We start from the raw sequence: 15,321 nt of genomic DNA, 5'->3' as shown, positions 1-15,321 counted from the left end.
TATTATGAATAACAAAATTAAAAGACATGGAATTCTTTTCTTTCTTTGTTTCGCTTTTTTAAGTGTTATGGCCTGCAGTTCCAATGATACTGCTTCTGCAGCAACAAAAGAAGAAACGAAAACACTTACCGCAGATGTTTCTAAGATAGATTTTGAAGCTAAAGAAAATGCTGCGAGTGTAACTGTTACAACAGATGCTAAGACATGGACAATTGCTTCAAATGTCAGTTGGATTCAGTTGAGTAAAAGTTCTGGAACAAAAGGGACCAGTTTAGTAACAATTACAGCGTTAGAAAATACAGGTGCAGCTGCAAGAACTGCTACAGTAACTATAAGTTCTAGTGAATCTGCTTCAATTCAGATTTCAATTTCACAAGCTGGAGGAACTATCGTTGTTACAGGTTTATATCCTAGTTATAATACTAACCCGATTGCTGATGATGCTGTAGGAATGGGAAGTACTGCTGCGCAGCTGGCTGCCAAAATGAAATTAGGCTGGAATATTGGAAATACATTGGAGGCGACACCTGGAAGTGAAACCGCCTGGGGAAATCCAAAAGTTACTAAAGCACTGATTGATCTGGTTAAAGCAAATGGTTTTAATGCTATCAGGATTCCTTGCTCTTGGAATCAGTATGCTAATAGTACAACTGCACAAATCAGTGCAACATGGTTAGCAAGAGTAAAAGAAGTAGTGCAATACTGTGTGGATAATGATATGTATGTTATAGTTAACATTCACTGGGATGGCGGTTGGTTAGAAAAAAATTGTACCGAAGATAAAAAAGAAGCAAATAATGCTAAACAAAAAGCATTTTGGGAACAGATTGCGACCTATTTACGCGGTTTTGATGAGCACTTGCTTTTTGCTAGTGCAAACGAACCTAATGTTGAAGATGCTACCCAGATGGCAGTTTTAAAATCGTATCATCAAACATTTATTGATGCTGTTCGATCTACAGGTGGTAAAAACGCATATCGTAACTTAATCATTCAGGGACCATCAACAGATATCGATAAAACAAATAAATTGATGACAACTTTACCTACGGACAAGGTTGCAAACCGAATGATGGCTGAGGTTCACTTCTACCCTTATCAATTTACTCTTATGGACAAAGACGCTGATTGGGGCAAAATGTTTTATTATTGGGGAGTAGGAAATCATTCCACTACCGATACTGCACACAATCCTACTTGGGGTGAAGAAGCAGATGTAGATAAGTTTTTCCTTTCTATGAAAACACAATTTGTAGACAAAGGAATTCCTGTGGTTTTAGGCGAATTTGGCGCAATAAGACGTGATCTAACAGGAGATGCATTAACATTGCATTTAAAATCAAGAGCGGCCTTTTTTAAATATGTTGTAAAACAGGCAAGAGCCAATGGTATGATACCTTTTTACTGGGATGCTGGAAATTTAGGTGTAAATACTATGTCTTTATTTGACAGAAGCACCAATACGGTTTATGATCTGCAGGCATTAACGGGTTTACTTGATGGATTAAAATAAATTAAATGAAGATAGATTAAATTAGTTTCGGGATTATTATTTAGAGCATTTTTTGTTTTAAATAATCGTCCCGAAATATTTTTATAACTTGGTCATTTGTATATTTATAGAACAAAGTTAAATGACTAACATTTTAAAATCAATAATACAAATGAAAAAAATACTTGTTATCTTATTTATTGTCAATTTTTTTTTGGCTAATGCCTATGTTAAAATGCCATTAGTATTCTCTGACGGAATGGTTCTACAGCGGAACAAACCAATTCCAGTTTGGGGCTGGGCTGATGCCAATGAAAAAGTTCAGGTTCAGTTCAATAAACAGACTAAAACCATTATTGCCGATAAAAGCGGAAAATGGATGGTCAAACTGGATGCTGAAAAAGCGGGAGGTCCTTTTGAATTGACCATTTCTGGTAACAACAAAATTGTCATAAAAAATGTTTTAGTTGGCGAAGTCTGGATTTGTTCCGGACAATCGAACATGGAATTTCAAATGTATAAATTGCCTGATTTTGAAGTCCAAAAAGAACAGTCAAACGAGCCAATGATTCGTCAGTTTGGCGTAGCTCAAGATTTAAGCAGTACACCAAAAGAAGATCTAAAAGCTGGAAAATGGACTGTTTCCAATAAAGAAAATATCAAGGATTTTACTGCAGTGGGTTACTTCTTTGCAAAGAAACTATATGCCGAATTAAAAATCCCAATCGGAATCATCAACACTTCTTGGGGCGGAACCTGTGTGGAGACCTGGACAAGCCGTCAGGCATTTGAGAAAAGCGATGACTTTAAAGAAATGATTGCCGGCGTTCCTACGGTAAATATGGATGCCATTTTTGAAACGTATAAAAAGTCACTTTTAGATAATATTCAAAAAATTCAGGGTTTTGAAGTAACGGAAGTTAATCAGGACCAATTCAAAAATCCAGATTTTAATGATACGAAATGGCCTGAAATAAAAGTACCCTCTCTTTGGGAAAATCAGCAGATAGGAAATATTGATGGAGTAGTGTGGATGCGAAAAACGATTACTTTAACAGCAGATCAAGCCAAAAAAGAAGCGGTTCTATATTTGTCAAAAGTAGATGACGAAGACCAAACGTATGTTAACGGAATTTTGGTCGGAACCAATAACATTTGGGATAGGGAACGAATGTATAAGATTCCCGCAAATGTTTTGAAAGAAGGAAAAAATGTAATTGCTGTACGCATTGCCGATTATACTGGTGGCGGTGGAATTTATGGTGATTCATCTCATTTGATAATTGATTTCAAGGATTCAAACATACCTTTGGAAGGACTTTGGAAATTCAATGTTGTAAATGTAAAAGTTTCAGTTTCGCCAAATAGTTATCCATCATTATTGTACAATGCAATGGTCAATCCGTTGATTCCGTATGCATTTCAAGGGGTTTTATGGTATCAGGGTGAAGCGAATGTCTGGAGAGCCAATCAATACAAAAAAGCATTTCCTTTGATGATTAACGATTGGAGAACCAAGTGGAATCAGGGGGATTTTCCTTTTTACTTTGTGCAATTGTCAACTTTCGATGAGTTCAAAGGAAACAGTAAAGTAGGAAGCCGTTGGGCAGAACTTCGGGAAGCACAATCCGAAACCTTGAAATTGCCAAATACTGGAATGGCTGTAACCACTGATATTGGAAATGCAAAAGACATTCACCCTACGAATAAAAAAGATGTGGGATTGCGTTTATCAGCGATTGCGTTGAATAATGTGTATGGTAAAAAGCAAGTCTACAGCGGACCAACTTTTAAATCACAGGAAATAAAAGGAAATCAAATTGTTCTTTCTTTTAATGACATTGGAAGCGGATTGTCAACTTCTGATAATTCCGAGAACGTAAAAGGTTTTGAAATCGCAGGCACCGATAAAGTTTTTCATCCTGCTAAAGCAATAATCAAAGACAATAAAGTAATCGTTTCCAGCGGAAGTGTTCCTAGTCCTGTTGCCGTGCATTACGGCTGGGCAGATGACGATACTGAAATTAACCTTTTCAACAAAGAAAAATTTCCGGCTTCGCCTTTCAGAACTGATAATTGGGAAACGATTACTGCGAATGAAAAGTATAAAATAAATCCGTAGAGACGGGTTTGAAACCCGTTTGTACCACGCATAATTTCGGGATTTCGAATTTCAATCCAGAATCAGATACCGTAGAGACGGGTTTCAAACCCGTCTGTACCACTAATATTAATTCCGATAAAAAATCCACGGTGTATTTGAATTTATCCGAGCTTTGAAATCATTTTCATCCCGAAGAATAAATGAAAAGACAAATTCAAAAGGTGTTTCAAATTGGCAGGAACGATTTCACGATCATGTTATTAGGAATGAAGCAGAATACAATAGAATTAGAGATTATATAATAAATAATCCTAAGAAATGGGATGAGGATTGTTTTTTTGAATAGTACAGACGGGTTTGAAACCCGTCTGTACGTGGGTATATCAAGTACAGCGTTGAGATAGATTTGAAACCCGTCTGTACAGGAATCCCGTCACACAGAAAAAAATTAAATTTTATTTTATGAAAAAGTTATATATAGTTTTTGCCATTTCCATTTTCTGCGGAAAATCGATAGCACAATCTACCCATAAATTGTGGTACAAACAGCCAGCCGATTATTTTGAGGAAACGCTGGTTTTGGGAAATGGTAAAATGGGGGCGACAGTTTTTGGAGGTGTCAATTCGGATAAAATATATCTGAATGATATCACGCTTTGGTCGGGAGAACCCGTAAATGCCAATATGAATCCCGAAGCATATAAAAACATTCCCGCCATTCGCGAAGCGCTGAAAAATGAAAATTACCAGCTTGCCGAAGAGTTGAATAAAAAATTACAAGGTAAAAATGCCGAGTCCTATGCGCCATTGGGAACGCTTGAAATCAATAATTTTCATACCGGAAAAACTTCTAATTATTACAGGGAATTGGATATTTCAAATGCAGTTTCTAAGGTAAGTTACGAAATTGACGGCGTAAAATACACACGCGAATATTTTGTTTCTGCACCCGATCAAATTATGGTGATTAAGTTGACCAGCAGTCAGAAAGGTGCTTTAAATTTTGATATTCATTCGAGCAGTTTACTGACTTCAAGTTCGGAACTCAAAGACAATGTGCTTGCGCTAAATGGCGTTGCACCCATACACGAAAACGAGCAATACACTGTTTCGCTTGCTTTTTTGAGCAATAAAGAAAGAGGAACACGGTTTACAAGTTTAGTTAAAATCAAAAGTACGGACGGAACAATTGTAAATTCTGATAAGAGTTTAGGAATTAAAAATGCATCTGAAGCTGTGATTTACGTTTCAGTTTCAACGAGTTTTAATGGTTTTGATAAAAATCCGAACACCGAAGGCTTGGACAACAAAGCGATTGCATCGGATCATTTGAATAAAGCTTTTGGTAAAACTTTCGATAAATTAAAACAATCCCACATTGCCGATTATCAAAAATTCCACAATCGTGTTTCATTGGATTTAGGAAAAACAACAGCTCCCGATTTGCCGACTGATGAACGTTTATTGCGCTACGCGGATGGAAAAGAAGACAAGAATTTAGAAATACTGTATTTTCAGTATGGTCGTTACTTATTAATAAGCAGTTCAAGGACTTTGGGAGTTCCTGCCAATTTGCAGGGACTTTGGAATCCTTATGTAAATCCGCCTTGGAGCTGTGATTATACATTGAACATTAATGCACAGGAGAATTATTGGCTGGCAGAAAACACCAATTTGTCCGAAATGCATCTGCCTCTTTTGGGTTTGATCAAAAATCTTTCGGTAACGGGTAAAGTAACTGCCAAGACTTTTTATGGAGTTGACAAAGGATGGACTGCTGCTCACAATTCTGACATCTGGGCGATGAGTAATCCTGTCGGGCAGTTTGGAAAAGAAGACCCAATGTGGGCCTGCTGGCCTTTGGCAGGCGCTTGGTTAAGCACGCACATTTGGGAGCATTATGTTTTTACGCACTATAAAAATTATTTGAAAAATGAAGGTTATTCATTGATGAAAGGCGCAGCTGAATTCTGTTTGGGTTGGATGGTTACTGATAAAAATGGTAATTTAATCACTTCACCATCTACTTCACCCGAAAATCAGTATTTGACACCAGATGGATTCATAGGGGCAACTTTATACGGAGGAACTGCTGATTTAGCAATGATTAGAGAATGTTTTGACAAAACAATAAAAGCTTCAAAAGTTTTAGATATTGATGCCGATTTTAGAGGAAAACTGGAAGAAGCTTTAGGGAAATTACATCCTTATCAGATTGGGAAGAAAGGAAATCTGCAGGAATGGTATTTTGACTGGGATGATAAAGATCCAAGGCACCGTCATCAATCACAGTTGTTTGGACTTTTTCCAGGAGATCATATTACGCCTCTAAAAACTCCTGATTTAGCAGAAGCATCCAGAAAAACTTTGGAAATCAAGGGAGATGAAACAACTGGCTGGTCAAAAGGCTGGAGAATCAATCTTTGGGCAAGACTTTGGGATGGGAACCGCGCTTATAAAATGTTTCGTGAGCTTCTCAGATATGTTGACCCTGATGGTAAAAAAACGGAGCATCCAAGAAGAGGAGGAGGCACGTACCCTAATTTATTCGATGCACATCCGCCATTCCAGATTGACGGTAATTTTGGCGGTGCAGCAGCTGTTGCCGAAATGCTGGTTCAGTCTAATGAAAATGAAATTAGATTATTGCCTGCACTGCCTGATGCTTGGGAAAGCGGATCGGTAAAAGGAATCTGTGCCAGAGGAGGTTTTGAAATTTCGATGGAATGGAATAATAAAATTCTGCAAAAAGTTACTGTTTCTTCCAAAAATGGTGGTAAAACAACCCTCATTTGCGGAAGCAAAAAACAAAATATTACTTTAATTAAAGGTCAGAAATCGGAAATTGTCTGGTAAAATAGTTAACACGAATTTCTCGAATCAGCACGAAAAGAATTTGTGGCAATTCGTGAAATTCGTGTTTAACTTTTACTTTATAATCGGGTTTCTAATAATCTGATCCATCACCCAGCTGGTGTGTGCAGCTGTAAATGCGTTTGACGGATGTTTGTGATTTCCTAAAAGCTGATCCCGCATCTGTTCTACATGATGCAGCTGAACATTTTCAGGATGTGGTATGTTATGAGTAGTTTCTCCTGTGGCAGTTTTTAGGATTAATGGATCGTTTTCAAATATAGAGAACGTGATTTTTCCTTCACTGCCATAAATTTCGACTATATCTTCCCGTTCGAATGTGCCAAAATTCCAGCTTCCGCTCCCTGTTATCCCCGATTCGTGGATCCAGTATGCGACACAGGCATCTTTTGAAGTGTACAATCCCTGTTGATTTAAGCTGAGACCAGAGACTTTTTTTATGTTACCGAAATAATGGATAAACAAATCCAGTCCATGACTGGCCAAATCATCAAAATATCCTGCTGGTGCTACATTTATATCAGTTCTCCAGTTGTATTCGCCTGAACGGTCCTGATCGTTTGCAGGCTTGCTCAGGTGCCATCTGATGTGCCTGATATCACCAATGGTTTTCGAGTCAATCCAATTTTTAATTTGTTCAAATCTTGGAAGCGTACGTCTGTAATAAGCAACGAATACAGGAATGTTTTTTGCTTCAAAAGCTTCTGCAATGTCAATACAGTCCTGATAGTTTGGTGCCAATGGTTTTTCTATACAGCATGGTTTTCCTGCTTTGGCAACTTTTAAACCATAAAACTTATGGGTATCGGGTGGTGTTGCAATATAAACAGCATCAATTTCAGGATCGTTTATTAAGGTATCGGCATCCGTATAAAATTTTGCAATACCATGTCTTTTGACATAATCTGCAGCTTTTTCAGGATCTCTGCGCATTACCGCACCAATAGTAAAACCTGCGGTTTTTTGGTAGGCAGGACCGCTTTTTACTTCAGTGACATTGCCACAGCCTATTATTCCCCATCTTAGATTTTTTGTTGTTTCGTTCATAATTTTGTGTTATTCACAACCATCGATGCCACAGCTGTTTTCATCAGGGGTATTTTGAAGTTTTAGTTTGGTTTCAAAATTTCCTTCTGCCCAAGTTTTTTCCAAGGTTTTCAAAAAAGTATCTGTTGGCTGTGCGCCGGATATTGCATATTTATTGTCAAATACAAAGAAAGGAACACCAGTAATTCCAAGTTTTTGGGCTTCCTGCTGATCTCGGCGTACTTCTTTTGTGTAAATATCATTATCTATAAGCTGTTTGATTTCGTCAATAGGCAATCCCGCATTCTGACCAATTTCCTGCAGCGTATTCCAATCATTTACGTTTTTTCCTTCTGTGAAATAAGCTTTGAACAGCAGTTCTTCTAACTCATTGGCTAGATTGTGCTTTTTTCCTAAATGAATTAATCGGTGTGCGTTTAATGAATTGGCCAAAATCGATTTTTCAAAATGGAAATCCAGCCCGTTACTTTTAGCAGTTTGAGTTGTGTTTTCCAGCATTGATTCTGCCCAATCTCTGTCTCTGCCGTATTTTTCAGCGAGATGGTCTGCAATGCTTTCATTAGGAGTAGCTTTAAATGACGGATCCAATTCAAAACTTTTCCATTCTATTTCGACTGAATCTTTATTTTCAAATTGTGTTAATGCTTCTTCTATTTTTCTTTTGCCTATATAACAAAACGGGCACATTACATCTGACCAGATTTGTATTTTTAATTGATTTTCCATTTTTGTTTATTTTATTGGCTTTGCCAAATATTTTAAAGTGCAAAATTAAAGAAATTGAATTTCGAACTTTTATTATTTAAGTTTTTATTATAATTCTACTCAATATTGCTTTCGTCTGAATTACTTTTTTTCTTTGGAAATTGGTAGTTGTAATCCTTTAAATATAGTTTGTCTCTTTTATTATTTTTTGGAGCTGGAGGAAGTATTGCAGTTTCTGCTTCTTTTGAAAGTAATTTGTTCGATAAATAATTGGTTAAATACTTTTTAAGAATTTGTATTTTTTCTACTTCAATGGAATAAATGGTTTTTTTACCGACATTTTTTACTTTTAATAGATCAGCTTTTTTTAATTCTAATAAATGTTTGGAAATGGTCGACTGTGCTAAGGGAATTTGTGAGACAATTTCGCCGCAGGTCCTGTGGTTTTTATTCCAGAGCAAAGTCATTATCTGCATACGCGTTGGATGCCCCAATGCTTTGCAGATTTCTGCGATTGCATTTGTTTCCTGATCGAAATCTAAGTGTTTAGTAGTTCCCATAACTCTCATTTATTTCATATCGTAATTTAGCGATTATATTTGATATATCAAGGCCTTTTTTTAATTCTTTGAGAAGGCTATTTGGAATTAATTATAATCTTCCAAAGTCATTCATTTTTGAAGGCTATAGTGTTAAATCAGGTATAAATACGTGAAAACAGAAGCTGTTTATTCGGTAAATTCGTAAAGGTTAATAAGAGAATGTTTTTTATGATTTAAAATGTTGAAAGTTTTTTGAGTTGAAATTAGTTTATAAGTTTTGAGTATAATTTGATTAGGGAGAATAGCCATCAATTAACAATTGCTGGCTTTTTTTATAAATAATAGGCCGGCTAAATTTTAAAATTTAGCCGGCCTTATTATTAAACTTGAATGGTTTTATGCCAATAAATCTAAAACCAATGAAGGGAATAATCCAATAATTATGTTTAGAAGAATAGCAAGCACTGCAACCGCGTAAATCAAGAATGGTTTTGCTGTGCGGGTTTCATTCGGTTCTTTTGTATACATTGCTAATATCAATTTAAAGTAGTAGCCAACACTAATAATCGAGTTGATTACAGCAAATATAACCACTACTAAATAACCTGCCTGAATTGTTTGGCTGAACAAAACCAATTTGGCAAAGAAACCTGCAAATATTGGTATACCCGCCATAGAAAGAAGAGATGCTGTTAAAATAGCTGCCAATAGAGGGTTTGTTTTTCCTAAGCCGTGGAAGTTTACGATATCTTCGTTTTCTCTGTTTTTGCAGACGTATAATATAACGCTGAAAGCAGCAATACCTGATAATGCGTAAGCCGAAGTGTAATACAATAGACTTCCTGCAGAAGTAGATAAACTCAATAATGCCATCAGCATAAATCCTGCATGCGAAATACCTGAAAAAGCCAGCATACGTTTTACATTTACCTGTCTCAAAGCCATGATATTTCCAACAGTCATAGAAGCTATAGAAATGATTACTACAACTATTTGGAATGAATAATTAATATCGGCATTCATTGCTGATAATAGTTTATAAAGTGTTGCAATTGCTACAACTTTTGCCAAAGTACTCATTAAAGCTGTTGTCAAAGCTGGTGAACCTTCATAAACGTCAGGAGCCCAAAAGTGAAAAGGAACTGCTGCAATTTTGAATAACATTCCGATTGTAACTAAAACAATACCGATTGGAAACCAAATAGGAAGCTCAGCTGATTGTGACATATCGCTAATTTCGATAATGTCAAATGAACCCATTGCGCCATAAATCATACAGATTCCGAATAAAATAATTCCAGAAGCAAAAGATCCCATCAGGAAGTATTTCATACCAGCTTCATTACTTTTTATGTTTACTCTGTTGCTTGCTGCAAGAATATAAAGAGAAATAGATAATATTTCGATTCCTAAAAAGAACATCGCGAGATTACCAAATGAAACCATGGAAACTGCTCCGGCTAAAAGAAATATTTTTATTGCAATATAATCAGAAAGTTTGCTTTGGTGATTATCATAAAAATTATGGCTCAATGCTATTAAAAAGATTGTCAATACAATAAATAAACTCGAAAATGAAACCGAAAATTTACTCACCACAATCATATTGTTATAGTAACTTGCAGGAGAATTAAATTCGGACACGGTAAGTCCCAGAATGGCTAACAGTCCGATAATTGTTACCGGAATAATTGCTTTTCTAAAATCAAAGATTTCAAAAATAAGGCTTAAAATACCTAATCCTACTATAGCTATTAATGTTGTCATTTATATTATGCTTTTTACTTAATTGTATTTATTAATAGTGTTTAAAATAGTTTCAAGACTTGGCGTTATCAAATCGTTGATTGGTTTTGGATATAATCCAAAGAAAAACAATACAGCAATTATAATTACCAATGTCAAACCTTCAGATAAAGTTACATCGGCAAAAGTTTTTGCATTGGTTTCTCCAAGCATTACCTGCTGAAACATTTTAAGCATATAATAAGCTCCTAAAATAATTGTAGTTCCACCCAAAATGGCAAACCAAATATTTACTTGCGAAAGGCTGTATAAAACGGTAAACTCTCCAATAAAGTTAAATGTAGTTGGTAAAGCAACAGATGCTAACACCAAAATCAAAAACATCGAAGTGAATTTTGGAGATTGAGCACGAATACCGCCCAAATCTGCAATTAATCTTGTCTCATATCTTCTGAAAATGATTTCAGCAGCAAAAAACAATCCAACCACTACAAAACCGTGAGCAATCATTTGTAAAACGGCACCTCTAAAACCATCAAGATTTAAAGCATATGTTCCTGCTGCAATTAATCCAACGTGAGCAAGGGAAGAATAAGCTAATAATTTTTTTAAGTCTTTTTGTCTCAATGCTACAATTGAACCATAAATTACTCCTGCAATACCAACTCCAATGAAGATGTACATGTATTCTTTAGCTGCTAATGGAGACAAAGGCAGCTGCCAGCGGATAAGGCTGTACAATCCCATTTTCAGCATAATACCTGATAAAAGCATCGTTCCAAGAGTCGGAGCTTTTTGATATACATTTGCCTGCCAGGTATGAAAAGGAATCAACGGAATCTTAATGGCATACGCCAAGAAGAAAGCTGTAAAAATCCATTTTTGTTCGTTTATGTCTAATTTTAATTTATATAAATCCTCAATCAGGAAGCTTCCCGCTTTTTGATACATATAAACGAAAGCAATAAGCATGAATAATGAACCTGCAAGTGTATAGATAAAGAATTTAACCACTGCTTTTTTGCGCTCTTCGGCATCGCCATTACCCCAAATCAAAGCGATAAAGTAAATAGGGATTAATGATAATTCCCAAAAGATGTAGTATAAAAGACCGTCACTTGCCAGGAAAGTTCCTGTCATTGCAAATGACATAAACAATATAAGTGAATAAATCGATTTTGCATTTTTGAAATCGTTACCAAATGACGATAAAATTATAATTGCAGTCAAAATAGTTGTCAATATAACCATTGCCAATGACAACCCATCAGCTTGTAATGCAAATGAAACTTTAGGTAATGTAATCCATTGGCTGCTGTAGCTAATGTTTTCTCCTAAATTAAAATGATTCAACAAAACTATAGAGCAACCCGCAGCCGCTATTCCAAAAAACAATGCCACTTTTGAAGCCAGCTTGTCGCCAGCTAAATAAGTTGCAAATGCGCCAGCTAAAAGGATGATTAATATTAGAGTTACGTTCATAGTATTATAATTATTGAGCTAAAAATAAATAAGAAATAATGGCACACATGCCTAAAACAAAAGCAAATAGGTATAGTCCAACACTTCCATTCTGTAATTTTTTACCTTGGTAACTAAGTTCGCTGGCAGTTTTTCCTAATCCAAAGACTGCTGAAGAAATTCCTGTTTCAACATAATCTCTGAAGATTTTAGACAAACTGTTTATTGGTGCAACAAACAATGAATCGTACAGTTCATCAATATAGTATTTGTTATACAGTACTTTTGAAACACCTGTGATTTCGGCATCTTCGCTTGGAACAGCATTTTGTTTGATGTATTTAGCGTAAGCAATCCCAATTCCAATAAATCCTCCGACAACGGCAATTGCCATCAACATGTATTCAGTAGTTCCCAATACATGTTCTTCTGTTCCCGCTTTCGCGAAAAGAGGAGATAGGTATTCGTTCAGCCAGCTATTGCCAGGTAAACTGATTAATCCTCCGACAGCAGCCAAAATTGCCAATACAATTAAAGGAAATGTTATTAAAGCCGGACTTTCGTGTAAATGATGTTTTTGCTCTTCCGTTCCTCTAAAGTCGTTTAAGAAAGTCAGGAACATCAATCGGAACATATAGAAAGCGGTCATTATCGATGCAACCGATCCAACAACCCAAAGCGGAATGTTATGGTGGAAAGCGGTCATCAAAATTTCATCTTTAGAAAAGAAACCTGAAAATACAGGAACGCCGGAAATCGCTAACGAAGAAATAAGCATGGTCCAAAAAGTAATTGGCATCGCTTTTTTCAATCCGCCCATTTTACGCATATCCTGTTCTCCATGTAATCCGTGAATTACCGATCCAGATCCTAAGAATAAACAAGCTTTAAAGAAAGCGTGAGTGATTACGTGGAATATCGCTACTTCATAAGCACCAAAACCTAAAGCTAAAAACATTAATCCCAATTGAGAAACGGTAGAGTAGGCAAGTACTTTTTTAATATCATTTTGAACCAAACCGATCGTTGCAGCAACCAATGAAGTTACTCCTCCAATTACGGCAATAATGGTTTGTATTTCGTGTGTTAAATCAAATAAGAAATGCATTCTGGATACCATAAAAATACCAGCAGTAACCATTGTTGCAGCGTGAATCAAAGCCGAAACCGGCGTTGGTCCTGCCATCGCATCAGGTAACCAGGTATATAAAGGAATCTGAGCCGATTTCCCGCAGGCTCCGATAAACAATGCTAAAGCAGCAATGCTTAACCAAAGTGTATCAACACCCTTAGCGCCAGCGATAGCTGTTTGTAATGATGCAAAATCCAAAGTAGAGAATAAACTTCCTAATATAAATATCCCAATTAATAATCCTAAATCCCCAATACGGTTCATGATAAATGCTTTTTTGGCAGCATCATTATAACTTTGGTTTTTATACCAAAATCCAATCAATAAGTAAGAACAAAGTCCAACTCCTTCCCAGCCAATGAACATTACCAATAAGTTGCTTCCAACTACAAGGGTAATCATGAAAAAGATAAAGAGATTTAAGTATGCAAAGAAAGAATGCATTTTTTCGTCATCATGCATATAGCTGATAGAGTATAAATGAATCAGAGAACCGATTCCAGTTACAAACAATAACCACAAAACAGATAACTGATCCAGCAAAAATCCAAAACTCACATTGAATTTGCTGATTTGAATCCAGTCAAATAATTGAATATTTATTGCTTGTTTGGTTTGGCTAATCTGAAGAAAAAACGAAACTGCAACAATAAACGAAATCACTACAGAAAGCGTTCCGATGGCTCCGGAAACCGATTTTCCTAACGATTTTCCAAAGAAAACATTAATTAAAAACCCTAAAAAAGGAGTTAACAGTAAGACTAAAGCTAAATTGGTATCCATTGCCATTTATCCTTTTAAGTTTTTTAAATTATCGATGCTGATTGATCCAATATTTCTAAATACTGAAACCAATATGGCGAGTCCTACCGCAACTTCTGCAGCTGCTACTGCCATGGAGAAAAATACGAATACTTGTCCTTGTGTGTCTTGGTGGTAAGTAGAGAAAGCCACAAACAATAAGTTAACAGCATTCAGCATGATTTCGATAGACATGAACACAATGATTGCATTTCGTCTATACAAAACCCCAAAAATCCCGATACAAAAAAGTGTTACACACAGGAAGATATAGTTCTCTATACCAATTTGAGTTAAAATATTATTCATTATTTTTCTAATTTTTCTTTTTTAGACAATAACACAGTTCCAATCATCGCTACTAATAATAAGATAGAAGCAAATTCGAATGGCACCATATACTCATTTAGCAATGCTTTTCCAAGTACTTTTATCGACTGGTAATCTTCGCCAGTATAATCATACTCTACGATTGGTTTCGAATTAATAAAGATTTTTATCAAAACCAGACACACCAAACAAAAGGAAACAATAGCTCCCAACCTTGTGAACCTCGGCTTGTGAACTTCATCAGCTTCATTAAGATTCATAAGCATTATCGTAAAGAGCAGTAAAATCATTATCGCTCCCGAATAAACTATGATATGTACAATAGCCAAAAACTGGGCATTCAGCAGTAAATAATGTCCTGCAATAGAGAAAAAACAAATCACTAAATAGATACCGCTGTGTATTGGATTTCTGCTAAAAATGGTTAAAAATGCTGTTAGCAATGTGATTGCAGACAATACGCAAAATAAAATAAGTACTGTTGACATTAGTTAGCGTTTTTTAGTTGAGTGTTTTTCAAAGCCATTTCAAGTGGCATAACCAGTTTGTCTTTTCCAAAAATGAAATCTTCTCTGTCATAACTGGCAGGAACCAATTCTTTAGAAATAGTCAAATAGATCGCGTCTTTCGGACAAGCTTCCTCGCATAGTCCGCAAAAAATACATCGCAGCATATTGATTTCATATATCTCAGCATATTTTTCTTCTCTGTACAAATGTTTTTCATCAGCTTTACGCTCTCCGGCTTTCATCGTGATAGCTTCAGCAGGACAAGACAAAGCACATAATCCGCAAGCGGTACAGTTCTCACGCCCTTGTTCATCGCGTTTCAGCATGTGCTGACCACGATATACAGGACTCATTACACGAACCTGCTCAGGATATTGAATTGTTGCTTTTTTTCTAAAAAAGTGTTTTATCGTAATGGCCAAACCTTTTACAATCGCAATCAGATACATGCGTTCCAAAAAAGTCATCTCTTTGTTGGAGACCACCTTCTTTCTTCCCGATAAGGATATAGTTTCTATTGACATTTTTTATTTTTTATTTTTATTTTGGAGCTAATCCTGCTATCCGTTGCAATCTTT

General features: G+C 36.0%; 12 protein-coding genes. 3 read left to right on the top strand and 9 right to left on the bottom strand.

All coding sequences use genetic code 11. From position 1 onward, the window contains the following. Positions 1 to 4: 4 nt before the first annotated feature. From OZP07_RS20595 to OZP07_RS20585, 3 genes are all read left to right on the top strand, one after another. A complete protein-coding gene (locus OZP07_RS20595) occupies positions 5 to 1,513 on the top strand; it encodes a cellulase family glycosylhydrolase (RefSeq protein ID WP_281636573.1) in 1,509 nt (502 codons plus the stop codon). 151 nt (positions 1,514 to 1,664) lie between these two features. Beyond that, positions 1,665 to 3,614 (top strand): sialate O-acetylesterase, encoded by a 1,950-nt coding sequence (locus tag OZP07_RS20590; protein ID WP_281636572.1) that lies wholly within the window; start codon positions 1,665 to 1,667, stop codon positions 3,612 to 3,614. A 444-nt stretch (positions 3,615 to 4,058) separates the two neighbouring features. Next, complete coding sequence (locus OZP07_RS20585; RefSeq protein WP_281636571.1) at positions 4,059 to 6,452, top strand: glycoside hydrolase family 95 protein; 2,394 nt, start codon at positions 4,059 to 4,061, stop codon at positions 6,450 to 6,452. Positions 6,453 to 6,524: 72 nt separating this feature from the next. On the opposite strand, the gene OZP07_RS20580 is transcribed toward OZP07_RS20585, so the two are convergent. The 9 genes from OZP07_RS20580 to OZP07_RS20540 all read right to left on the bottom strand — a co-directional run bounded on the left by OZP07_RS20580 (position 6,525) and on the right by OZP07_RS20540 (position 15,267). Beyond that, the gene (locus OZP07_RS20580) at positions 6,525 to 7,517 is read right to left on the bottom strand and encodes a Gfo/Idh/MocA family protein (protein ID WP_281636570.1); all 993 of its coding nucleotides are present in this window, start codon (positions 7,515 to 7,517) and stop codon (positions 6,525 to 6,527) included. A 9-nt stretch (positions 7,518 to 7,526) separates the two neighbouring features. Further along, positions 7,527 to 8,243, bottom strand: a complete 717-nt coding sequence (locus tag OZP07_RS20575) for a DsbA family oxidoreductase (protein ID WP_281636569.1) — start codon at positions 8,241 to 8,243, stop codon at positions 7,527 to 7,529. 95 nt (positions 8,244 to 8,338) lie between these two features. Beyond that, positions 8,339 to 8,782, bottom strand: coding sequence for an ArsR/SmtB family transcription factor (locus tag OZP07_RS20570; RefSeq protein ID WP_194642676.1), 444 nt, complete (start codon positions 8,780 to 8,782; stop codon positions 8,339 to 8,341). A 378-nt stretch (positions 8,783 to 9,160) separates the two neighbouring features. Further along, positions 9,161 to 10,531 carry an NADH-quinone oxidoreductase subunit N gene (locus tag OZP07_RS20565; protein WP_281636568.1) on the bottom strand — a complete coding sequence of 457 codons (1,371 nt, stop codon included), beginning with the start codon at positions 10,529 to 10,531 and terminating at the stop codon, positions 9,161 to 9,163. Positions 10,532 to 10,549: 18 nt separating this feature from the next. Continuing rightward, positions 10,550 to 11,992 (bottom strand): complex I subunit 4 family protein, encoded by a 1,443-nt coding sequence (locus OZP07_RS20560; protein ID WP_281636567.1) that lies wholly within the window; start codon positions 11,990 to 11,992, stop codon positions 10,550 to 10,552. 10 nt (positions 11,993 to 12,002) lie between these two features. Then, positions 12,003 to 13,886, bottom strand: a complete 1,884-nt coding sequence (gene nuoL / locus OZP07_RS20555; RefSeq protein WP_194642679.1) for an NADH-quinone oxidoreductase subunit L — start codon at positions 13,884 to 13,886, stop codon at positions 12,003 to 12,005. A gap of 6 nt (positions 13,887 to 13,892) precedes the next feature. Then, positions 13,893 to 14,213, bottom strand: a complete 321-nt coding sequence (gene nuoK, locus OZP07_RS20550; protein ID WP_281636566.1) for an NADH-quinone oxidoreductase subunit NuoK — start codon at positions 14,211 to 14,213, stop codon at positions 13,893 to 13,895. After that, positions 14,213 to 14,722 carry an NADH-quinone oxidoreductase subunit J family protein gene (locus tag OZP07_RS20545; protein WP_281636565.1) on the bottom strand — a complete coding sequence of 170 codons (510 nt, stop codon included), beginning with the start codon at positions 14,720 to 14,722 and terminating at the stop codon, positions 14,213 to 14,215. The genes nuoK and OZP07_RS20545 overlap by 1 nt, the downstream gene beginning before the upstream one ends. Then, entirely contained in the window at positions 14,722 to 15,267 is a 546-nt protein-coding gene (locus OZP07_RS20540) for a NuoI/complex I 23 kDa subunit family protein (protein WP_281636564.1), read from the bottom strand. Before OZP07_RS20540 ends, OZP07_RS20545 begins: the two co-directional genes overlap by 1 nt. Positions 15,268 to 15,321 lie beyond the last annotated feature (54 nt).

The organism is Flavobacterium marginilacus (assembly GCF_026870155.1).
Lineage (GTDB): Bacteria > Bacteroidota > Bacteroidia > Flavobacteriales > Flavobacteriaceae > Flavobacterium > Flavobacterium marginilacus.
The sequence above is the reverse complement of the archived record's forward strand: the minus strand, read 5'-3'. Positions and strand labels throughout refer to the sequence as shown.

Bases quoted from the DNA above. Each gene is read 5' to 3' on its own strand.
- OZP07_RS20565 (WP_281636568.1), bottom strand. From the start codon at position 10,531: ATGACAACATTAATAGCTATAGTAGGATTAGGTATTTTAAGCCTTATT.
- OZP07_RS20560 (WP_281636567.1), bottom strand. From the start codon at position 11,992: ATGAACGTAACTCTAATATTAATCATCCTTTTAGCTGGCGCATTTGCA.
- OZP07_RS20595 (WP_281636573.1), top strand. From the start codon at position 5: ATGAATAACAAAATTAAAAGACATGGAATTCTTTTCTTTCTTTGTTTC.
- nuoK (WP_281636566.1), bottom strand. From the start codon at position 14,213: ATGAATAATATTTTAACTCAAATTGGTATAGAGAACTATATCTTCCTG.
- nuoL (WP_194642679.1), bottom strand. From the start codon at position 13,886: ATGGATACCAATTTAGCTTTAGTCTTACTGTTAACTCCTTTTTTAGGG.
- OZP07_RS20585 (WP_281636571.1), top strand. From the start codon at position 4,059: ATGAAAAAGTTATATATAGTTTTTGCCATTTCCATTTTCTGCGGAAAA.
- OZP07_RS20590 (WP_281636572.1), top strand. From the start codon at position 1,665: ATGAAAAAAATACTTGTTATCTTATTTATTGTCAATTTTTTTTTGGCT.
- OZP07_RS20580 (WP_281636570.1), bottom strand. From the start codon at position 7,517: ATGAACGAAACAACAAAAAATCTAAGATGGGGAATAATAGGCTGTGGC.
- OZP07_RS20540 (WP_281636564.1), bottom strand. From the start codon at position 15,267: ATGTCAATAGAAACTATATCCTTATCGGGAAGAAAGAAGGTGGTCTCC.
- OZP07_RS20545 (WP_281636565.1), bottom strand. From the start codon at position 14,722: ATGTCAACAGTACTTATTTTATTTTGCGTATTGTCTGCAATCACATTG.
- OZP07_RS20575 (WP_281636569.1), bottom strand. From the start codon at position 8,243: ATGGAAAATCAATTAAAAATACAAATCTGGTCAGATGTAATGTGCCCG.
- OZP07_RS20570 (WP_194642676.1), bottom strand. From the start codon at position 8,782: ATGGGAACTACTAAACACTTAGATTTCGATCAGGAAACAAATGCAATC.